General features: G+C 47.7%; 17 protein-coding genes and 1 tRNA gene. 9 read left to right on the forward strand and 9 right to left on the reverse strand.

Translation table 11 applies throughout. The features are described 5' to 3' along the window. Nucleotides 1-23 precede the first annotated feature (23 nt). Genes IEW88_RS07120 through IEW88_RS07130 form a run of 3 tightly spaced genes read right to left on the reverse strand, consistent with a single transcriptional unit; the run spans nt 24 to nt 5749 of the window. Nucleotides 24-1439 carry an efflux transporter outer membrane subunit gene (locus IEW88_RS07120; protein WP_147903631.1) on the reverse strand — a complete coding sequence of 472 codons (1416 nt, stop codon included), beginning with the start codon at nt 1437-1439 and terminating at the stop codon, nt 24-26. Further along, the gene (locus IEW88_RS07125) at nt 1436-4567 is read right to left on the reverse strand and encodes an efflux RND transporter permease subunit (RefSeq protein WP_147903632.1); all 3132 of its coding nucleotides are present in this window, start codon (nt 4565-4567) and stop codon (nt 1436-1438) included. Before IEW88_RS07125 ends, IEW88_RS07120 begins: the two co-directional genes overlap by 4 nt. A gap of 18 nt (nt 4568-4585) precedes the next feature. Then, on the reverse strand, nt 4586-5749 hold the full coding sequence (locus tag IEW88_RS07130) for an efflux RND transporter periplasmic adaptor subunit (protein WP_053424210.1): 1164 nt from the start codon (nt 5747-5749) through the stop codon (nt 4586-4588). Between the two features lie 203 nt (nt 5750-5952). On the opposite strand from IEW88_RS07130, the gene hemN reads away from it, so the two are divergent. The 5 genes from hemN to IEW88_RS07155 all read left to right on the forward strand — a co-directional run bounded on the left by hemN (nt 5953) and on the right by IEW88_RS07155 (nt 11076). Next, nucleotides 5953-7314, forward strand: coding sequence for an oxygen-independent coproporphyrinogen III oxidase (gene hemN, locus IEW88_RS07135; protein ID WP_147903633.1), 1362 nt, complete (start codon nt 5953-5955; stop codon nt 7312-7314). A gap of 71 nt (nt 7315-7385) precedes the next feature. Next, complete coding sequence (trhP, locus tag IEW88_RS07140) at nt 7386-8714, forward strand: prephenate-dependent tRNA uridine(34) hydroxylase TrhP (protein ID WP_147903634.1); 1329 nt, start codon at nt 7386-7388, stop codon at nt 8712-8714. Nucleotides 8715-8737: 23 nt separating this feature from the next. Further along, nucleotides 8738-8908, forward strand: a complete 171-nt coding sequence (locus IEW88_RS07145) for a 4Fe-4S dicluster domain-containing protein (protein WP_229670351.1) — start codon at nt 8738-8740, stop codon at nt 8906-8908. Nucleotides 8909-9029: 121 nt separating this feature from the next. Further along, the gene (locus IEW88_RS07150; RefSeq protein ID WP_147903636.1) at nt 9030-9470 is read left to right on the forward strand and encodes a nucleoside deaminase; all 441 of its coding nucleotides are present in this window, start codon (nt 9030-9032) and stop codon (nt 9468-9470) included. 1 nt (nt 9471) lies between these two features. Beyond that, a complete protein-coding gene (locus IEW88_RS07155; protein WP_147903637.1) occupies nt 9472-11076 on the forward strand; it encodes a sensor domain-containing diguanylate cyclase in 1605 nt (534 codons plus the stop codon). A gap of 131 nt (nt 11077-11207) precedes the next feature. Here the strand turns inward: IEW88_RS07155 and norR are convergent, their stop codons facing one another. Continuing rightward, on the reverse strand, nt 11208-12779 hold the full coding sequence (gene norR, locus IEW88_RS07160) for a nitric oxide reductase transcriptional regulator NorR (protein WP_147903638.1): 1572 nt from the start codon (nt 12777-12779) through the stop codon (nt 11208-11210). 209 nt (nt 12780-12988) lie between these two features. On the opposite strand from norR, the gene IEW88_RS07165 reads away from it, so the two are divergent. From IEW88_RS07165 to hmpA, 3 genes are read left to right on the forward strand one after another with little or no spacing between them, the layout of a single operon-like run. Further along, nucleotides 12989-13258: a hypothetical protein gene (locus tag IEW88_RS07165; RefSeq protein WP_147903662.1), complete on the forward strand. Its 270-nt coding sequence runs from the start codon at nt 12989-12991 to the stop codon at nt 13256-13258. A gap of 3 nt (nt 13259-13261) precedes the next feature. Beyond that, nucleotides 13262-14497 (forward strand): NnrS family protein, encoded by a 1236-nt coding sequence (locus tag IEW88_RS07170; protein ID WP_147903639.1) that lies wholly within the window; start codon nt 13262-13264, stop codon nt 14495-14497. A gap of 59 nt (nt 14498-14556) precedes the next feature. After that, on the forward strand, nt 14557-15750 hold the full coding sequence (hmpA, locus tag IEW88_RS07175) for an NO-inducible flavohemoprotein (RefSeq protein ID WP_147903640.1): 1194 nt from the start codon (nt 14557-14559) through the stop codon (nt 15748-15750). 52 nt (nt 15751-15802) lie between these two features. Here the strand turns inward: hmpA and IEW88_RS07180 are convergent. From IEW88_RS07180 to rpsU, 5 genes are all read right to left on the reverse strand, one after another. Continuing rightward, a tRNA-Ile gene (locus IEW88_RS07180) sits at nt 15803-15879 on the reverse strand. Nucleotides 15880-16068: 189 nt separating this feature from the next. After that, the gene (gene rpoD / locus IEW88_RS07185) at nt 16069-17919 is read right to left on the reverse strand and encodes an RNA polymerase sigma factor RpoD (RefSeq protein ID WP_053424223.1); all 1851 of its coding nucleotides are present in this window, start codon (nt 17917-17919) and stop codon (nt 16069-16071) included. Between the two features lie 103 nt (nt 17920-18022). After that, nucleotides 18023-19747, reverse strand: coding sequence for a DNA primase (gene dnaG / locus IEW88_RS07190; RefSeq protein ID WP_147903641.1), 1725 nt, complete (start codon nt 19745-19747; stop codon nt 18023-18025). A 202-nt stretch (nt 19748-19949) separates the two neighbouring features. Then, complete coding sequence (locus IEW88_RS07195; protein ID WP_147903642.1) at nt 19950-20393, reverse strand: GatB/YqeY domain-containing protein; 444 nt, start codon at nt 20391-20393, stop codon at nt 19950-19952. 16 nt (nt 20394-20409) lie between these two features. Then, the gene (gene rpsU, locus IEW88_RS07200; protein WP_008899776.1) at nt 20410-20625 is read right to left on the reverse strand and encodes a 30S ribosomal protein S21; all 216 of its coding nucleotides are present in this window, start codon (nt 20623-20625) and stop codon (nt 20410-20412) included. Between the two features lie 169 nt (nt 20626-20794). On the opposite strand from rpsU, the gene tsaD reads away from it, so the two are divergent. Then, the gene (tsaD, locus tag IEW88_RS07205; RefSeq protein ID WP_127688067.1) at nt 20795-21808 is read left to right on the forward strand and encodes a tRNA (adenosine(37)-N6)-threonylcarbamoyltransferase complex transferase subunit TsaD; all 1014 of its coding nucleotides are present in this window, start codon (nt 20795-20797) and stop codon (nt 21806-21808) included. Nucleotides 21809-21936: the final 128 nt, after the last annotated feature.

Consider the following 21936-nt stretch of genomic DNA (forward strand, 5'->3'; position numbering starts at 1 on the left):
CCAAAAGCCCGGTGAGCACGCATTTATTCGGCTGACGTATTACTTTGCTGCCAGCCACCGCCGAGCACTTTATACAAACTAATCTGACTGGCAAGTAAAGCTTGCTGGCCACTGATTAATTGTTGTTGTGCGCTGTACCAGGACCGCTGCGCGTCCAGTACCTGCAGATAACTGTCAGCCCCTTGTTTAAAGCGGGCTTCGGATAATAGAAAGCTTTGCTGGTTGCTGTTGGCCAAATCTTGCTGTGCCTGCAGCTGAGCCGCATAACCTTCACGATCGGCTAAACTGTCAGACACTTCACGAAAAGCCTGCTGGATTTTTTGCTGATAGGTTGCTAATGCTACTTGCTGCTGTGCTTCGGCCACTTCTAAATTGGCCTGAGTACGGCCCATGTTAAAGATCGGCAGGTTGATGGACGGAATAAAACTCCAATTGCCTGAACCGCCTTTAAACAGATTATCCAGCTCAGCTGAAGCAGAACCCGCATTAGCCGTTAAGCTGATGCTGGGGAAAAAGGCCGCTTTGGCTATGCCAATATTAGCGTTTGCTGCCAGTAAGTCATGTTCTGCTGCTTTTAAATCAGGCCGTTGTTGCAACAAATCTGATGGGAGGCCGGCTGGTAATTCCGGCAATTGTAGCAATTTGCTCAGTGGCTGATCCGGCAACAAGTCTGTGGACACTTGAGTTCCTGTAAGTAAGTCCAGCGCGTTTTTATCGCGGGCGACTAAACGCTGATACCGCGCTATATCTACTTTGGCGGTTGCAACTGTACTTTTCACCTGCTGCAGTGTTAAAGCTGAAGTGGCGCCTAAGTTGTAGCTTTGCTCTGTCAGTTCCAGGGTTTTCTGCTGGCTATGCAAGGTATGGGCTGCCAGTTCCAGCAACTGCTGATCGGCGGCATAGGTCAGCCAGGCATTGGCAAGCTCGGCTACCAGACTGATTTGGCTGCTTAATTGCGCCTGCTCTGTTGAATAGAGCTGCTGCAAAGCTTGTTCTGACTGATTCCGCACTTTGCCCCAGAAATCCAGCTCGTAGGAGGTAATACCTACAGTCGCACTGTATTGCTGATTGATTTGCGCGTTGCCTGTACCTGTTAAATCAGCCGGCAGACGCTGGCGTGTGCCGGATGCGTTTAAGTCCAGAGAAGGATACAAGGCCGAGTCTTCAATCTGATACAAAGCTCTGACCCGCTGCACATTCAGTGCAGCGATTTGTAAGTCTTTGTTGTTGGCAAGACTAAGCTCGATCAGCTGTTGCAGTTTCGGATTATTGAAAAACTGCTGCCAATGCAGCTCTGCTGCTGCGGTGCCTGAGCCTTGTGCTGCTGAGGCATAAGCATTTGGCACTGGCAACTCAATAGCCTGCTGTTCTGGTGCCAACTGGCAAGCGCTTAATACCAGCATGGCCAGAGCGCTTACACTTAAGGTTTTTAATTTCATTCTGCGTTCTCCTGCGCTGCTGGGTGTTTAACCGGGAAGACACGGCGAACCAGCACAAAAAACATCGGCACAAAAATCACGGCCAGAATAGACGAAGCTAAAGTGCCGCCTATCACTGAAATACCCAGAGCATTCTGAGCACCTGAACCTGCGCTTGAGGCAATAGCCAGCGGCAAGACACCACAAATAAAGGCCATAGACGTCATTAAGATTGGGCGCAGACGTAAACGCACAGCTTCAATGGCGGCTTCGACTAAACCTAAACCTTGTTCCATACGGTGGATGGCAAATTCCACAATCAGGATAGCGTTTTTCGAGGCTAAACCTATGGTGGTTAATAAGCCCACCTGCAGATAGATATCGTTCGACAAGTTGGCAATAAGAGCAGCCAATGCAGCACCAAAGACACCTAATGGCACTATCATCATCACAGCAGCAGGCACAGACCAACTTTCATACAAGGCAGCTAAACAGAGGAATACCACCAGCAAGGATAAAGCGTATAGCAGAGGAGCCTGACCACCGCTTAAACGTTCCTCATAAGAGATGCCTGTCCACTCATAAGCAAAACCCGGCGGTAACTGTTTAGCCAGTTTTTCCATTTCATCCATGGCCTGACCTGTACTGTAACCAGGAGCAGCTGCGCCCTGAATTTCCATAGACGAGAAGCCGTTATAACGTTCCAGACGAGGAGAACCATAAGTCCAGTGAGAGCTGGCAAAGGCGGAGAATGGCACCATGTCACCTTGGCTGTTACGCACATACCATTTGGTTAAATCTTCCGGCACCATACGACTGTCTGGAGCGCCTTGCAGGAAGACTTTTTTCACCCGGCCACGGTCAATAAAGTCATTGACGTAACTGCTACCCCAGGCTGTGGCCAGCGTACTGTTGATATCGGCCTGACTGACATTTAATGCTTCGGCTTTAGCCAGGTCTATGTCCAGTTTCAGTTCTGGCATATCTTCCTGACCATTAGGACGCACACCAGCTAATACCGGGCTCTGGCCTGCCAGACCTAACAACTGGTTACGTGCAGCCAATAACTGGTCATGACCTAAGCCAGCTCTGTCCTGCAAGTGCAGGTTAAAGCCGTTGGCTGTGCCAAGCTCTACCACTGCTGGCGGCGGGAAAGCAAATACAAAAGCTTCTTTGATGGTGGAGAAATAGCCCATGGCTTTGCCAGCCACAGCACCTACAGATAAGTCTTCGCGCTGACGCTCGTCCCAGTGCTTTAAATTAACGAAACCTAAGGCAGCGTTTTGACCTGAACCGGCGAAACTAAAACCTGTCACTGTGAAAATAGACTTCACAGCTTCGCTTTGATCGTTCAGGAAATGGTTTTCCATTTTCTCTACGACTTTCAGGGTTTGTTCTGTGGTTGAACCTGCGGGCAAGACCACCTGGTTAAACATAATGCCCTGATCTTCATCCGGTAAAAATGCCGAAGGCAACTGGCTGAAAATAAACACCATACCGCCAACAATCAGCGCATAACCTAACAGGTATCTTTTACTTTGTTTAATCATACGACTGACAAAGTTTTGTGTACCTTTGTTGGTTTTATCAAAACCACGGTTAAAGCCAGAGAAGAATTTACCTAAAACAGAGCTGTCATCATGTACATGGCTTGGTTTTAATAAAGTGGCACACAAAGCTGGAGTCAAAATTAAAGCTACCAATACAGACAGGCCCATAGCAGACACCAGTGTGATAGAAAACTGACGGTAAATTACACCGGTAGAGCCACCGAAGAATGCCATAGGTACAAACACTGCAGACAGCACCATGGCGATACCTACTAAAGCACCTTTAATTTCATCCATCGACTTACGGGTCGCATCCAGGGCTGACAAACCTTCTTCGGTCATCACCCGTTCGACGTTTTCGACCACAACAATGGCGTCATCCACCAACAGACCTATGGCCAGTACCATAGCAAACATAGTCAGGGTATTAATGGAGTAACCAAAGGCCGATAAAATAGCGAAAGTACCCAGTAAAACCACAGGCACAGCTATGGTTGGGATTAAAGTAGCGCGGAAATTCTGCAGGAACAGATACATCACCACAAACACCAGCACAACAGCCTCAATTAAGGTATGTACTACTTTTTCAATCGACAAAGACACAAAAGGTGTGGTGTCGTAAGGCACTACAGACTTTAAACCAGTCGGGAAAAATGGTTCTAAATCAGCCAAGGCTTTTTTCACACCAGCTGCAGTGTCCAACGCATTGGCGCCGCTGGCCAGTTTAACGCCTATACCTGATGCAGGTTTGCCGTTAAAACGGGCTACAACACCATAGTTTTCACCACCTAACTCTACTTTAGCCACGTCAGCTAAACGCACAACGGAGCCGTCGCTGTTGGTTTTCACCAGAATTGCACGGAACTGCTCCGGAGTTTGCAGGCGGCTTTGTGCTGTAACGGTAGCATTCAGTTGCTGGCCTTCAATCGCAGGCATACCCCCTAATTGGCCGGCAGAGACCTGGGCATTTTGTGCACTGATAGCAGCGCTGATATCTGCTGTAGTCAGTTCATAGTTTTGCAGTTTGGCCGGGTCTAACCAAATTCGCATGGCGTACTGGGAACCAAACAGCTGCACTTCGCCTACACCGTCCACACGAGAAATAATGTCCTGCACATTAGATGCGACATAGTCGCCTATGTCGATGTTGCTCATGCTGCCGTCTTCAGAGACAAAACCTGCCACTAACAGGAAGTTACGGGCAGATTTAGCTACAGAGACGCCCTGACGTTGTACTTCCTGCGGTAACAGCGGAGTAGCTAAGGCCAGTTTATTTTGCACCTGAACCTGAGCTATGTCCGGGTTAGTATCAGCGCTAAAGGTTAAAGTTAAAGTCACAGAACCATTGGACTCAGAAGTGGATGACATATACATCAGGCCATCCAGCCCCTTCATTTTCTGTTCTATCACCTGGGTAACTGTATCTTCCAAAGTGCGAGCAGAAGCACCGGGATAACTGGCGCTGATGCTGATAGCAGGCGGTGCTATCGATGGATATTGTGCTATTGGCAGAGTATTGATGGCTAACACACCTGCGAGCATCACCACTATCGCCAATACCCAGGCAAAAATCGGCCTGTCGATAAAAAATCGTGACATCAGAATTCTCCGTTGGCTTTACTGGGATTTAGTTTGAGCAGCAGCTTCCGCTGGTACTGCCTGCACTGGCGCACCAGGACGTATTTTCTGCAAGCCTTCAATAATCAGTTGATCACCGGCATTTAAACCGCTGCTGACCAGCCAGTCTGAGCCTATTGTGCGGTCAGCTTGTAAAATACGTGCTTCTACTTTGCCTTCTTTGCCAATCACCATGGCGGTGGCTTCGCCTTTGCTGTTGCGACTGATACCACGTTGTGGTGCCAGAATAGCGTTAGCCTTAACGCCCTCTACTACCTCAGCGCGTACATACATACCTGGCAGCAGTAACTTTTCAGGGTTAGGAAATTGAGCTCTTAAGGTCACTGAACCTGTGCCCGGATCTACTGTCACTTCTGAAAATTGCAAAGTACCTTTGTGTGGATACGCAGAGCCGTCTTCCATCTTCAGTTCAACTTGTGTCTGAATGGCAGCATCTGAACCTAAAGCACCGGAGGCCAGCGCTTTTTTCAGTTGCAGTAACTCGTTGCTCGACTGAGTCAGGTCGACATAAATAGGATCCAGCGAAGTCACAGTGGCTAAAGCCGTAGCTTGATTAGCGCTGACCAAAGCGCCGGCAGTGACAGCTGACTTGCTGATTTGGCCGCTGATAGGAGACAACACTTTGCTGTAATTTAAATTAATCTGCGCTGTTTTTAGCTGAGCCTGGGCTGTTAATAAATCAGCCTGAGCTTGTTTATAGGCCGCATCTGCCTCATCAAATTCCTGTTGGCTAACGGCTTTAATTTTTAACAGTTCGGTATAACGGCTGGCTTTTGCTTTGCTGCTGGCAATACTGGCCTGAGCACGGGCTACAGCTGCTTTAGCGCTTGAAAGCTGTGCTTCAAAAGTAGCTGGGTCAATTTGATACAAAGCCTGACCCGCTTTAACTTCACCACCTTCGGTAAATAAACGTTGCAGCACTATGCCGTCCACCTGAGGGCGGATTTCGGCAATTTGTGAGGCGGTAACACGACCCGGTAATTCTTTAGTCAGGGTAATGGCCTGACTTTTCAGAGTAACTACACCCACAGGCATGGCCTGAGCAGCGGGTGCTGAGGCTTGTTGAGCCTGGCCACAACCGGCCAAAGCAACAGAGCCCGCCAGGGCTGAAAGGGCAAAAAATACAATGCGGGAACGCTGCATATTTGAAATCTCCATTTAGAGTGAACGTTCATTCTAAGTTAATTGGCTGACTTTTTCTAGCTTTATTTGTCGTCGTTTTTCCGGCTTTGGTCGATACTAGAGCTGAAAAATGGCTGTCACCGACTTTGTTTCAGATCAACACAAGGGAAAAACTGCTGCTTTACACTGTAGCCACCTTTGACGGGACAACAGAGAAAAGTTCAATGCAGGTATTATGGTCGGCTGAATTAATACAGAAATACTCGGTGAATGGTCCCCGCTATACTTCGTATCCGACGGCTTTATCTTTACAGCCTGACTTTCCGGCTTCCGCGGTACGTGCTGCTTTGGCGGGCTCCGCCGATGAGCTGTGTTTGTATCTGCATATCCCATTTTGTCAGCAGCTGTGTTACTACTGCGGCTGCAACAAAATAGTAACCCGCCATAGTGAAAAAGCGGATTTGTATCTGCAAAGCCTGGCGACAGAGATGGCCTTGTACCAGCCTTTAATCGCAGACAAAACCATAGCTCAGCTGCATTTGGGCGGCGGAACTCCAACCTTTTTAACACAAGAACAGTTATCCAAACTTATGCAGTTGCTCAGGCAACATTTTGTCTTTAAAGCGGACCCAGAGCTTTCGATCGAAATAGATCCACGCAGCTGTAGTCTGGAAAAACTGGCTCATTTACGCCAGTTGGGTTTTAGCCGTGTTAGCTTTGGTGTGCAGGATTTTGACGAGCAAGTACAAATCACGATCAACAGAGTGCAAAGCGAAGATCTGGTACGCGCTTTGGTTACTGAAGCTAAACGTTTAGGCTTTAGCTCTATTAATCTGGATTTGGTGTATGGTTTGCCTTACCAAAAACCTGAGAGTTTTTTACTAACACTGCAAAGCGTATTGCTGCTGGACCCGGATCGGGTGTCTTTGTTCAGTTATGCCCATTTGCCGACTCGTTTTGCCGCTCAGCGCAAAATTCCGACTCAAAGTTTGCCGCAAGCTGAAGATAAACTGGCGTTGTTGCAGCTTGCTATTAAACATTTCAGTGAGGCCGGTTACCAATGTATTGGCATGGATCACTTTGCCAAAACCACAGACTCTTTAGCCATAGCGCAGCAACAAGGCAAACTGCAGCGTAATTTTCAGGGGTATACCACAGCGGGGCAGGATGCGTTGATTGGGCTAGGGGTATCTTCTATCAGTCAGGTGAATGGCGTGATCTGGCAAAACCAAAAAGAGCTGCAGGACTATCAGCAGCTGCTTGCTGGCGGACAGTTGCCGCTGGAGCGGGGTTTTAGTTTAAGCCAGGATGATAAAATCCGTGCCGCTTTAATCAGCCAACTCATGTGTCATTTTGAACTGGATGTACCGGCTTTTTGTCATCGCTTTGCTATAGAGGACTTCTGGAGTTATTTTGCTGATGCTTTACCTAAGCTGGATCCGCTGATCGGCGATGGCTTAGTGTTGTGTTCCGATCATCATATTCAGGTGACACCACTGGGTCGGTTACTGGTGCGTTTAGTTTGTGCCAGTTTTGATCGTTACCTGCAAAGCAATAGTAATCAAAGCTATTCCAAAGTGGTTTGATCCAACGCAAAACCCGGATAAAAGCAGGCGCTATGATGCGCCTCGTCTTTTTACGATCTGTGGATTGCCCAATGAATGCTCCTGAACTTTTATCCCCGGCCGGCAGTTTAAAAGCCATGCGGATGGCTTTTGCTTATGGCGCTGATGCGGTGTATGCAGGTCAGCCACGTTTTAGTTTGCGGGTGCGCAATAATGAATTTGATCTTGAAACCCTGGCCATCGGTATTAAGGAAGCTCATCAGCAAGGCAAAAAGTTTTATCTGGTGGTGAATATTGCGCCGCATAACAGCAAGTTACAGCGTTTTGTTGAAGATATGGCGCCTGCTATAGAGCTGGGGCCTGATGCACTTATTGTGTCTGACCCCGGTGTGGTGTTTTTACTCCGTCAGCATTTCCCTCAAATGCCGCTGCATTTGTCGGTGCAAGCCAATACAGTCAACTGGGCTGCTGTATTGTTTTGGCAGCAACAAGGTATAGAGCGGGTGATTTTATCCCGCGAACTGGCGCTGGAAGAAATAGCACAAATCCGCGACCAAGTGCCAGAAATGGAGCTGGAAGTTTTTGTGCACGGTGCTTTGTGTATGGCCTATTCAGGTCGCTGTTTATTGTCTGGCTACATCAACAAACGCGACCCGAATCAGGGGGCTTGCACCAATGCTTGTCGTTGGTCTTATCAAAGCCATAAAGCAAAAGCTGACGAAGTGGGGCAATACAACCCTGCAGTTTCAGAATTACCGGAGCCTGTGCTGGTCGAAGAGCAAGGTCGCCCTGGCGAGCTGATGCTGTTGGATGAGGACGAACACGGCAGTTATATCTTTAATTCTAAAGACTTGCGAGCTGTACAGCATGTGCCAGCGTTGACGGCTATGGGGGTGCATTCGCTGAAAATAGAAGGCCGCACTAAGTCACCTTATTATGTCGCCCGCACAGCCCAGGTGTATCGCAAAGCTATAGATGACGCGATGGCAGGCAAGAGTTTTGATATGGAATTATTACAGCAACTGAACGGCATGGCGAACCGCGGTTTTACCGAAGGCTTTTTGCGCCGCCATGTTCCTGCCGATTTACAAAATTATCAGACCAGTCATAGCGAAGGTGAGCAGTTGCTGGTGGGGGAATTTAGTGGCGAGCTAAATGCGCAGGGCCAGGCTTTGTTGCAGGTGAAAAATCGTTTTAGTTTTGATGATGAGCTGTTGCTGATGACACCACAAGGTATCACAGCCTTAGACTCCATTTTCTATGCTGCCGATGGTCAACAACTGCTGGTGGCGCCGGGTTCTGGTTATCAGGTTTGGTTTCCACTGCCGGACGGAGTAAAGCCTGAGTATGGGTTTTTATTGAAGCAACAAAAGACTCATGCTGCAGCAACCTGTGGGGACACTGTATGTCAGTGTGGATAGAGGCTGTCTGTATTAACTGTGATATGTGTGCGCCTGAATGTCCGAATACTGCCATTTACAGAGGTGAACAGCATTATCAGGTCGATGCAGACTTATGCACTGAATGTGTTGGTTTTTATAATAAACCGGCCTGTATTGAAGTTTGCCCGCTGGATTGCATCCAAATCGGTACGGTGGTAGCTGATACAATTTAATTTCTCGGTTTGCACTTCTTTTTCTGTTTTTCTCACTAAACTGTTGAAACATAGCCACTAGCTTTTAAAGGCTTGTGGCTGCTTTCAGACGATCCACAGTCGATCTACAGGATTAAAGTGAATGACAGACCCTTTTATGTTAGCTGCGATAGCACAAGCCAAAAAAAGTTTAGCCGAAGGCGGTATTCCTATAGGTTCTGTGCTGGTGATTGACGGCAAGATCGTTGGCCGTGGCCATAATCAGCGGGTACAAAAGGGCAGTTGTGTATTGCATGCAGAAATGGATTGTCTGGAAAATGCCGGCCGTTTAACGGCAAAAGACTACCAAAATGCCGTGTTGTATTCGACCTTATCCCCTTGTGACATGTGCAGTGGTACCGTGTTGCTCTACGGCATTCCCAAAGTAGTGGTTGGTGAGAACCGCACTTTTCAGGGGCCAGAAGATTATGTCAAAAGTCGCGGTGTGCAGTTGATTGTTCAGGACAATATCGAATGCGTGCAACTGATGCAGGATTTTATCGCAGCTAAACCCGAATTATGGAATGAAGATATAGGGGAATAATGTGAAGCTGTGGCGAGCGCTATTCTCGGGACTATTGATCACAACTACGGCCTACGTTCATGCTTCAAGCTTGCTGTCGGGTAACTCCGGCTGGCTGTTTCCGGGCTTTGCTGCACTTTTTATTATTTCTGCTGCTTTAATCTTTATCATTCGCGGCAATCGTAAACTCAAGGCGTTAGTTATTGCAGGTCAGCGTGTAGCCCTGATGCAACAAAACAGAGGCAGAGTTCTGTCAATGATTGTTGAACAGGCGCCACTACAGAAGGTGCTGGATGCGTTGGTTGAGGGAGCGGAGCACATGGACCCGTCTGCTCGCTGCACAGTGTTATTACTGGATGAACAAGGTATTTTGCATGTCGCTTCCGCACCTCATTTACCTGAGGAATACAATGCAGCTATTGATGGCATAGCTGCAGGTTATGGTGTTGGGTCCTGTGGCACCGCTGCCTATCTGGGGCAGCGGGTAATAGTGGAGGATGTGCGTGTGCATCCATACTGGCAACCTTATCAGGCTTTGGTTGATATCGCAGGTATCCGTTCTTGCTGGTCTGAACCTATTAAAAACCGTCAGGGTAAAGTGCTGGGGACTTTTGCGATTTATCATCAAGAGGTCACTGCCCCATCTGAGCAGGATATTCAGCTGATCAGCGAAAGTGCGGCGTTGGCCGAAATTGTCATAGAACGTAGTCAAGCCATAGAGGCGTTAAAACGTAGTGAAGAGCGACACAGGTTATTGGCAGACCATGCCACTGATGTGATCTGGACTATGGATCTGAACGGGCATTTTACCTACATCAGCCCCTCGGCAGAAAAGCTAACAGGTTTTACGGTAACAGATCTGATGCAACGCCAAATGCGGCAATTGGTGGCACCTGAATCTTATATACAGGTGAAACTACAAATGAAAAAAGCAGCGAAAGCCCTGCAAAATGGCGAGTGTTATCCGGATTATGTGGGAGAGGTTGAGCAGATCTGTAAGGATGGCCACCGGGTCTGGAGTGAAGTAAAAATCTCCGGTATGTACGACGCTAAAGGTGTCCTCGTTGGTATTTTGGGAGTAAACCGTGATTTAACAGAACGGCGTAAAATTGAGGAACGTATGCGTTATATGGCGCAGCACGATACGTTAACAGGCTTACCGAACCGTACTTTATTCTCTGACCGCTTACAAAAAGCGCTGCAATACGCAGTGCGACATAAAAAAACCTTAGCCTTGATGTTGTTGGATTTAAACAAGTTCAAACCAGTTAATGATACTCATGGTCATGCAGTGGGAGATTTATTATTGCAGCAGGTGGCAGACCGGCTGCTGCATACGGTACGTGCTTCTGATACGGTCGCCCGGATAGGAGGAGATGAGTTTATTATTTTGCTACCCAAAGTAGAAGAATGCCACAGTGCCGCTCTTTTGGCCGAAAAAATTCAGCATGCTATTGCGCTACCTTTTGATATACATGGTCTGAGTATCCAAATCAGTTGCAGCATAGGGCTGGCATGTTACCCACAAGACGGAGACTCTGATTTAGTGCTGAGTAAAGTGGCAGACCAGCGGATGTATCAGCAAAAAGCCAGTCTTGTGAAGCAGGCGCTCACTGATGAATCTTAACTGGCGTTTTTGCTCTGATGTTTAAGCGTTACGCCTTCTGTGCTGCAACGAGACCGAGCAGCAGAATTGGCCGTCGGGCTGCTGGTTGATTCAGATAAAATTTAGCAGGACAGCTCAATCTAGCTCTCATTTTAGCTACGCACCGTCTTTTCAACTTTAATACCTAAGCGTTTAGCGAGGCGCGCCAGATTGGCTCTGTCTACACCCAACTGTTGGGCTGCCAGACTCCAGTTACCTGCTGTTTGGCTTAAAATGTGGATAATTTGCTGCTTCTGAAACTCTTCAGTGGCGGCTTTCAGGCTTAAGCCGTTGCTGTGGATCATCGGCAAAGCTGCTTGCGGGTTGTTATCGGCTGAAACTGCGCGCTCTGCCAGCTCCAGATGCTGTGGCAATAGCGCAATAATATCCTGAGCTTTGGCTTCTTTTTTGGCTTTGAGCGCAGCGCGGCTAATCACATGTTCCAGTTCCCGCACATTACCCGGCCAATTGTACTGCAACAACACAGACTGAGCAGCAGTACTGAGTTTCAACTGACGTATACCCAATTTACGCGCTGTCAGTTCGAGAAAATAGCCGGCCAGTAATAACACATCCTGTTGCCGCTCCTTTAATGCAGGCACGGTAATGGGGTAGACCGACAATCGATGATACAAGTCGGCGCGAAAATGACCCGCAGCCACTTCTGTGGCTAAATCTCTGTTGGTGGCCGCTATCACCCGCACATTGACCGTTTTTACTTCATCTTTGCCGACAGGCTGAATTTCACCGCTCTGCAGCACCCGCAATAATTTGCTTTGTACGCTCAGCGGCAGTTCACCGACTTCATCGAGGAATATGGTGCCACCGTCGGCCAATAAAAATTTACCCGGCCTCTCCCGCTCGGCGCCGGTAAAAGCACCTTTGGCATGACCAAACAACTCAGATTCAGCTAGCGTTTCAGGCAAAGACGCACAGTTTAGATGCACCAGTTGCTGTTTAGCTCTTCTGGATAACTGGTGCAGAGTTCTGGCGACCAGCTCTTTACCTACACCCGTCTGGCCCTGAATAAGCACTGTGTAATCTGAGCCCGCTACCAGTTGAATATCACTTTTTAGCGCCAGCATGGCCTGGCTTTGACCTATCAGCTCGCCACCATCGCGGATCAGGGCTTCATGCGTCAGTTCTTCGACTAAATCCTGTGCCTGCAGCGCTTGTTGTTCGAGTTTTTTCAGCTGAATAGCGGTTTTTAAGGTGGCTGCCGACATAGCTGCTATTAACTCTAAGGTCCGTTCAGCTATGGCAGAAAAAGCATCAGGTTTCAGGCTGTCCAGCGTCAGCACACCTATCAGTTGACCATCTGAATACAAAGGTAAACCCATACAGGAATGCACAGGCAAGTCACCTGCCTGCGCCAGTAACAGTCCATCGTAAGGATCGGCCAATTCAGTGTCGGATGGAAAACGCACCGGGCTGGTACTTTGACAAATGATCGCCAGGCGAGGATGGTCCTTCAGAGCGAAACGACGGCCTAAGGTATCAGCCGTTAAGCCCTGGATGGCCAGCGGTATCAGCAACTCCCCCTGATAAGAGAGCAATACCACGGCATCGCAGTTAATGGCTTTACGCGCAGAACCCAGCAAGCGGTCAAAGCGATCTGTGGTGGTGATGCTGTTCGCCAGATCCAGTGCCACTTCCAGCAACAAGGTTGAGTTGAGTTCGGCCATTGCGGCTCCCGCTGACATTTGTTCTGCCTAAATTGTGTCACAAAGATTCTTATTTGTCATTTTGACTTGTTATTGTTGTTGTCATTTTGACTCTTGTTTTAACCGTGGATTTATTAAATGATTGAATTTTAAGTTAAAAATAGTTGGCATCGGAACTGCAATACCTAAGCAAACCCAACAGGAGTCAAGGGACTCCACAGGAGCTTATGATGTTTCATGTTGCCCAATTTTTTAGTAATGAAAAGCTGTCTGCCTCTGACAAGTTTGAAACATTGTTACTCTCTGCCAATACCTTATTAGCTTTGTCTTTTAGTGTACTGCTGGCGACTGTGGTTGTTTGTTATCCGTTGTCTTATATGTTTCCGTTTGAGCTACAAATGGCGGGTCACGTCGCTATGATCTTCAGTGCAACTTTGGTGAAAATTGCCTATGTCTGCCGCTGTATAGCTCAGCACGAACTGCATAAAGAAGTGCGTTAAGCTATGAGCCAGCGTCCTCCTTTAATCAATATCCACTGGCCTGAACAGGTGCAAGAGGGCAAGCGAAAAGCTCTATCCGCTTATCCGCTGTTTGCTCTGGCATTCCGGCCTTTTTTTCTGGCTGGTGCCTGTTGGGCTGTTGTAGCGATCAGCATCTGGGCCTTGTGGTTTAGCGGCTTGATGTCCTTTCAGTTTGGTTTTCCTGCTGCCCTTTGGCACGCCCATGAGATGCTATTTGGCTTTGGTGCTGCTGTGGCTGTAGGCTTTTTACTGACGGCAGTACAAAACTGGACAGGCTTGCCCAGTCTGTCAGGTAAACCACTGTTGTTATTAACTCTGTTATGGATGGCTGCCCGTTTTAGTTTGTTATTCGCCCACTACACACCATTGTTGTGGTTGTTTATCGTCACCCAACTGCTGTGGTGGACTGCTGCTATTTACAGTCTGGCGAGCTTGCTGATTAGGGCAAAAAGCAAAAATAACTATCTGTTTATTCCGCTGTTGTCTGTGATGGCTTTGCTGAATACGATTTTTATTTATGCAGCTGCAACAGAGCGGTTTGCCTCTGCTTCACATTTAAGCCACAGCATGGTCCTGCTGTTTAGCATCCTGATGGGCATAGTCGGCGGCCGGGTGATCCCATTTTTTACCGCCAGAGCTTTGGGATTGGAGCAAAACAAAACGCCGCTGCTGGATAAGTGGTTATTGCCTTTGTCGGCGTTTGGCACCGTTTGGTTTATTACTGATTTTTTTGTCCAACTGCCACTTAAAGCGGGCTGGTTGATGCTGCTGGTGGGGTCTTTGCATCTGGTGCGTTTATCTTTCTGGACCCCATGGAAAATCTGGGCAGCCCCTTTGCTGTGGTCCTTACAGCTGGCTTATCTGGCCTTGGCTTTAGGTTTAATCCTTCTTGGCATCAGCGATTTAACTCAGTTACTGGTATTTAAAGATGTGTTGCATCTGCTGAGCATCAGCGCTATGGCGGGCATGATCCTCGCCATGATGGCCAGGGTGTCTTTAGGCCATACCGGCCGGGTACTGCAGGTCAGCAAAATGATCACTCTAGCTTTTGCTTTGCTGTTGCTGGCTGGCCCAGTGCGGATCTTGGCCAGCTTAGCAGGATTCCCTCTGCTGCTCTGGCAAGTTAGCGCTCTGTTATGGCTGTGTGCCTTTGCAATCTTCCTTTGGTTTTATTGGCCTGTTCTGACTCAGCCCCGTGCTGACGGCAGACCGGGTTAATTGATGCTGTTCTGAATACTTAATTCACACTCATTTAGTCACTCAAAAGAGGTTTTCTTATGTTATCTGCTCAAACCATTGCCATCGTTAAAAGCACAGTGCCATTACTGGAAAGTGCCGGTGTGGCCATCACTAACCATTTTTATCAGCGTATGTTTCAGGTAAATCCTGAGCTGAAAGATATATTTAATATGACCAACCAACACAGTGGCCGTCAGCAATTTGCCTTATTTAGTGCTATTGCTGCTTATGCCAAGAATATCGATAACTTGTCTGTGCTGACTGAAACCGTCGAGCGTGTGGCACATAAACATACCAGCTTTTTTATTCAGCCTGAGCACTACGACATTGTGGGTCATCACCTGATTGAAACCTTACGTGAGCTGGCTCCTGCGGCTTTTACGCCTGAGGTAGAGCAAGCCTGGACTCAAGCTTATGGCGCTTTGGCAAACATTCTGACAGGCCGGGAACGTCAGCTGTATAAACAGACTGAACAAAAGCCGGGTGGCTGGTATGGTCCGCGTCGTTTTATCGTCAAAGAAAAAATCCGTGAATCTGAACTGGTATCGAGCTTTGTATTGGTACCAAAAAATGGCGAAGCAGTCGTAGATTACCTGCCTGGTCAGTATCTGGGCGTGAAGGTAAAGCCAGCACATTGTGACTACTATGAAATCCGTCAGTATTCCTTATCTGACAAAGCCAATAGTCACAGCTACCGTATCAGCGTCAAACGTGAATCGGGTGAAGTGGCAGGTTTAGTGTCTAATTATCTGCATAACGAAATTCAGGCCGGAGACGAGCTGGATATTCTGCCGCCGGCTGGCGATTTTTTCCTGCAATCTGCCCATTTACCTACAGTGCTGATCTCAGCTGGTGTGGGTTTAACCCCAATGCTGTCTATGCTGGAAAGCATTGTGGCGTTAAAACAACAAACCCCTGTGTTTTTCCTGCACGCCTGTGAAAATATGCAGCAACATTCTTTTGCACAGCGTATTTCGCAACTGGAACAAGACTACCCCTTACTGCACAACTTTACCTGGTACAACAAGGCGGAGCAGAACACAGCTGCCGCTCAGTTTACCGGTTTGATGGATCTAAACGCTGTCGCTGCCCAGCTGCCGCTGCAAAGTGCCAACTTCTACCTCTGTGGTCCTACAGGTTTTATGAAATTTGCCAAAGATCAGTTACTGGCGTTGGGTGTGGCTTCGGCTCAAATTCATTATGAAGTTTTTGGTCCGCATAGCGACTTATAAGCAGCATTTCATTCTGCTGATAAAAAAATACAGAGGAAAGATTTGAGGTAAATGGTGGCCCCACCTGGACTTGAACCAGGGACCTGCCGATTATGAGTCGGATGCTCTAACCAACTGAGCTATAGGGCCATTTGAAACAGGCTTTAACTAAACAAGTTCAAGGGATGAACTCTTTAAAGCGCAGGCAGTATAAGAAGTTTTTCCGCTGTTGTCACCGCTTGATAACACGGAGTTTGTATCGATTGCTTACTTTTTATCCGCTTCTGATTTGTTTCAATAAAAAAGGCACCTTGCGGTGCCTTTTTTTATGTCTTGATACTACTCGTCGAGGAAGCTTTTTAATACTTCTGAACGGGAAGGGTGGCGCAGTTTACGCAGCGCTTTGGCTTCGATTTGACGGATACGTTCCCGTGTTACGTCAAACTGTTTACCCACTTCTTCCAGGGTATGGTCGGTATTCATATCGATACCAAAACGCATACGCAGTACTTTTGCTTCACGGGCTGTTAAACCGGCCAACACTTCGTTGGTGGCGGCTTTTAAGCTTTCCATGGTGGCTGAATCCAGCGGCGATTCTGACGTGCTGTCTTCGATAAAATCGCCCAGATGCGAATCTTCATCATCACCTATTGGTGTTTCCATGGAGATTGGCTCTTTAGCAATTTTCAGCACTTTACGGATCTTGTCTTCCGGCATGCCCATACGTTCGGACAATTCTTCCGGTGACGGCTCACGACCCATTTCCTGTAACATCTGACGTGAAATACGGTTCAGTTTGTTGATGGTTTCGATCATATGCACAGGGATCCGGATAGTACGGGCCTGGTCAGCGATAGAACGGGTAATGGCCTGACGGATCCACCATGTCGCGTAAGTTGAAAACTTATAACCACGACGGTATTCGAACTTGTCGACAGCCTTCATCAAGCCGATGTTACCTTCCTGAATTAAATCAAGGAATTGTAAACCACGGTTGGTGTATTTTTTCGCGATAGAAATAACCAGACGTAAGTTCGCCTCAACCATTTCTTTTTTCGCACGACGGGCCTTAGCTTCACCAATCGACATGCGACGGTTGATATCTTTAATTTTAAAGATCGAAAGACCAGTTTCTTCTTCAATTTTTTTCAGCTTCTCAACGCTGCGGAATAAATCTTCACGCATCTCACCCAGCTTGGCTGAATAAGGTTTGCCTGCGGCAATTTCGGCGTCGATCCATGCCGTTGAGTTTTCGTTGCCACTGAAAGACTTCATAAAGTTTTTCTTTGGCATTTTTGCGTACTCAACGCAGTTCTTCATTACAATACGTTCCTGGACGCGCACGCGGTCCATCATTTCACGCATGTTTTTGACCAGACGGTCGAACTGTTTTGGCACTAAACGGAAGCAACGGAACACTTCGCTCAGTTTTTCAATTTCTTCTTTGGTGGTTGGGTGTTCACGGCCATTTTTGACGATCGAGGCACGGGTCACTTCGTATTGAGTACGCAGTTCGCCAAACTTCTCGCGGGCCATTTCCGGATCCGGGCCAGTGTCCGCTTCATCATCACCGTCTTCTGACTCTTCGTCGTCACCAGAAATATCAGCGTCTTCATCGGCCAGCTCTTCTTCTGGCACGTCAGAACCGATATGGGTGGCCGTCGGAGCCATATCATCCACTTCGTTTGGATCGATAAAAGCAGTGACAATATCACTTAAGCGAATTTCTTCGGCTTCGAATTTATCCCATTGTTCCAACAGGTAGGTGATGGCTTCAGGGTATTCAGCCACAGAGGTCTGAACCTGATTAATACCATCTTCAATCCGTTTGGCGATGTCGATTTCGCCTTCACGGGTTAACAGCTCTACAGTGCCCATTTCACGCATATACATGCGGACCGGATCTGTAGTGCGACCTAACTCTTTATCCACACTGACTAAAGCCTGAGCGGCTTCTTCTGCGGCGTCTTCATCCGGCGCAGCATCAGTCATAATCAGGTCATCGGCATCTGGTGCTGTTTCAAACACCTGAATACCCATGTCATTGATCATGCGGATAATGTCTTCGATCTGATCGGAGTCAATAATATCTTGTGGAAGATGATCATTCACTTCAGCAAAGGTTAAATAACCTTGCTCTTTACCCTTTAAGATCAGGAGTTTTAGTTGCGACTGAGGATTGTGCTCCATAGAGGCTGTTCTTCCACCCAAATAGTTAGTTCAAAAATGCGAATTAGCGATTATAACAAAGCGCGGCTTTTCTAGCCACCGCGCAATGACAGCTTACTCACGGTTATTTGCTTTTAAAAGCTTTTAACAGCAACACAAATTCGTGTTTTTCCGCCGTGGTCAGTTGCTGCAAGGTATCTTTGCGTTGCAATTCTTCCAGACGTTGACCCAGATACTGATCCTCTATAGAGCGGAAGGTATCCAGAAATTCTTTAGTTAACTGCTCTTCGGCAACCTGATGGTCCCATAACGCCAGTTTCACTAATATGTTGTATTCAGGCGTATCACGCCAATGTTCCAGCAATTGCGCTGTGGTCAGTTCAGGTTGAGCTAATAACCTCTGTTGTAAGGTCAGTAACAACTGAATACCAGGCAAATTCGCTTCTGCCAGTTCAGGAGCCAAAGGCATCGCTTTCGCGAGAGCCGGATATTGCAATAACAGAGCTATAGCGCGGCGCATCGGCGTAATTTTTGTGGCCGCAGGAGCTTTGTTCTGCACCTTGTTCTGGCTTCTGGCTGTCGTATTCTGCTGCGACGATTTGCCCACCAGCGATCCCAGTGTTTCAAACAAGGCATCGCGATAAAATTCACTGGGAATTTGTTTAATCAGCTCATTGCCTTTAACCCACAAGGCGGACTTTCCGGCATCGCTGTTTAAATCTAGTTCTTTGGCCAGATGGTCAAATAAATACTGACCTAAAGGCATGGCCTGTTCCAGACGGTTTAAAAAGGCCTCTTTGCCTTCTTTTTGCACCAGCGAATCCGGGTCTTCGCCGTCCGGTAAAAATACAAAATTCAGTTCCACGCCGTCTTTTAAATGCGGTAAAGCGCTTTGTAAGGCTCGCCATGCGGCGTCGCGGCCTGCTCTGTCGCCGTCGTAACAGCAAGTCACAGTGCTGGTCAGGCGGAATAACGTATGCATATGATCTGGGGTCGTGGCGGTGCCTAAACAAGCCACAGCAAAAGATATTCCTTGCTCGGCCAGACCCACCACGTCCATATAACCTTCCACAATCAGCACACGATTCAGCCGATCCTGGCTTTGTCTGGCTTCATATAAACCATAAAGTTCACGGCCTTTATGGAAAAGTCGCGTCTCAGGTGAGTTTAGATACTTTGGTGTGCCTTCACCTATCACCCTGCCGCCAAAACCTATCACTCTGCCGCGTTTATCCCGGATCGGAAACATCAGCCGGTCACGGAAAAAATCGTATTCACGGCCCTGATCATTACGGCTGATCAATTTAATTTCAAACAGCTGATCACGAGCTGAACGTGAAGCGCCTAACTGCTTTAACACAAAATCCCAGCTGTCAGGTGCGTAGCCTATGCCATATTTTGTTGCTGTGGCTTCTGAAATACCACGTTTCTGCAAATAAGTGGCAGCATGAACCTGTTGCTTCAGCTGTTGCTGATACAAATCTGCCGCTTTTTGCATCTGGCTGTAATCGTCGGCCTGAGCCTGCGGATACTGCTTACCACTGCCTTGTTCGCGTGGTATCTCTAAATGATGCTGTTTCGCCAGTTCTTCAATGGCTTCTACAAATTCAAGCTGTTCGTACGCCATCATAAAACTGATGGCATTGCCGTGAGCGCCACAACCAAAGCAATGATAAAACTGTTTGTCGCTACTTACGGTAAAAGAAGGGGATTTTTCGTTATGGAAAGGGCAACAAGCCTGGTAATTCTTACCGGCCTTTTTTAACGGAACTCTGTGATCGATCAGTTCCACTATATCTGTACGAGCTAATAAGTCGTCGATAAAGTGTCTGGGGATTTGTCCTGCCACCTTTTTCCTCATCTACTGATATAGACCCAAGCAACTTGACGTTGCAGGGAGGCGACAAGCTCGTGAGACCCAGGAGCATAGACGCACTATGTGACCGGGACGAATGAGCGCAGTCAACAAAGCTGCAGCTTCAAGTACGACGGGTATACAGAAAAAGACAAGCCGTGCTTAGGGCACGGCGTGCAGTAGTTAAGCTAGAAGCTTAACTCAAACGAGCTTTAATCACCTGACTTAAAACGGCCATATCAGTACGGCCTTGAACCTGTGGTTTTAAGTGGGCCATGACTTTCGCCATGTCCTGCATTCCAGAGGCTGCAACAGCAGTAATAGCTTGTTGCACTAAATCATCCAGCTCAGCCTGAGATAAGGCTTGTGGCAAAAACTGTTCTACGATTACGATTTCTGCTAATTCAATATCAGCTAAATCTTGCCGACCTGCTGCACTGTATTGACTGGCAGATTCTTTCCGCTGTTTTACCATTTTAGTAAGCACAGGAAGAATGTTGGCGTCATCAGGCACCATCTGCGAGTCAATTTGACGTTGTTTGATTTCAGCCAAAGCTAAGCGAATAGTGCCGAGACGCAATTTGTCTTTGGCACGCATTGCGTCTTTTTGGGCTTCTTGCAGCTGTTCTAACAATGCCATAGGTCAGGCAATAATCTTAGTAAAGCTTGATGCGACGTGCGTTTTCGCGAGAAAGCTTTTTCATGTGACGCTTAACAGCGGCAGCTTTCTTACGCTTACGAACCCAAGTTGGCTTCTCGAAAAACTCTTTAGAGCGTACATCTGCTAATACGCCAGCTTTTTCACAAGAGCGCTTGAAACGACGTAAAGCTACGTCAAATGGTTCGTTTTCTTTTACTTTAACAACAGGCATTAAATTCTCACCTCGGTCAACTCTGGTTAGTGTCTAACCAATACGATTAAAAATGGTGCGGCATTTTACTCAAAAGCCAGCCCCAATGTAAAGCAATAAGTGTTGTACTGGTGATGATGCTCGGATCCCAGTACAATTCGCCGCGTAGCATATAGGTAAGGGGAGAAAAATGCGAGTACTTGGCATAGAAACATCATGTGATGAAACCGGCATCGCTGTGTACGACGAAGAGCGGGGTCTGTTAAGTCATGTGCTATACAGCCAGATCCCTTTGCATGCCGATTATGGTGGTGTAGTACCTGAACTGGCCTCACGTGACCATATCCGTAAAACTTTGCCTTTAATCCAGCAAGCTTTAAAAGAAGCGGGTTGTGAAGCGTCCGACATAGATGGCGTGGCCTACACTGCAGGTCCGGGTTTGGCCGGAGCTTTGTTAGTGGGCGCATCAATAGGTCGCAGTTTAGCTTTTGCCTGGGGCAAACCAGCCTTGGCAGTGCATCATATGGAAGGCCATTTACTGGCACCTATGCTGGAAGAAAATCCGCCAGAGTTTCCTTTTATTGCCTTATTAGTCTCTGGTGGTCATACCCAGTTAGTCCGGGTGGATGGTATAGGTCAGTATCAGCTATTGGGTGAATCTGTCGATGATGCAGCAGGCGAAGCTTTTGATAAAACAGCTAAATTGATGGGGTTGGAATATCCGGGCGGGCCTTTGCTTGCCAAATTAGCTACACAAGGTCAGGCCGATAAATATGCTTTTCCACGTCCTATGACGGACAGACCAGGCTTAAATTTCAGTTTCAGTGGTTTAAAAACTGCTGCTGCTAATGTGATAGCAGCCGAAGGCAAAAGCCCTGAAGTGCAGGCTGATATCGCCGCGTCATTCCAGCAGGCTGTGGTGGATACGTTGGTATTAAAATGTCGTCGGGCGCTAAAAGAGCAACGCTTAAAACGCTTAGTGGTGGCAGGTGGCGTCAGCGCCAATACGTCGTTACGTGAACAGCTGGAAGTGTTACTGAAAAGCTTAAAAGGCGAAGTCTATTACCCACGCAAAGAATTCTGCACCGACAACGGCGCTATGATTGCTTTTGCAGGTTTTCAGCGGTTAAGAGCAGGGCAGCAGCAGGATTTAACCATAGGTGTGACACCACGCTGGCCTATGGAGCAATTACCTGCCTTGTAATGAATTGGGGTCAGATCACATTGTTAACAGTTAACAATGTGATCTGACCCTGAGGGATCCCCACGAATTTTTCATTAAGCAGCCCACCGGACAGCATACTCAGCAGTATGCTGTCTGAACCGTTCGAT

This window comes from Rheinheimera tangshanensis (genome assembly GCF_014645135.1).
Classification (GTDB): Bacteria; Pseudomonadota; Gammaproteobacteria; order Enterobacterales; family Alteromonadaceae; genus Pararheinheimera; species Pararheinheimera tangshanensis.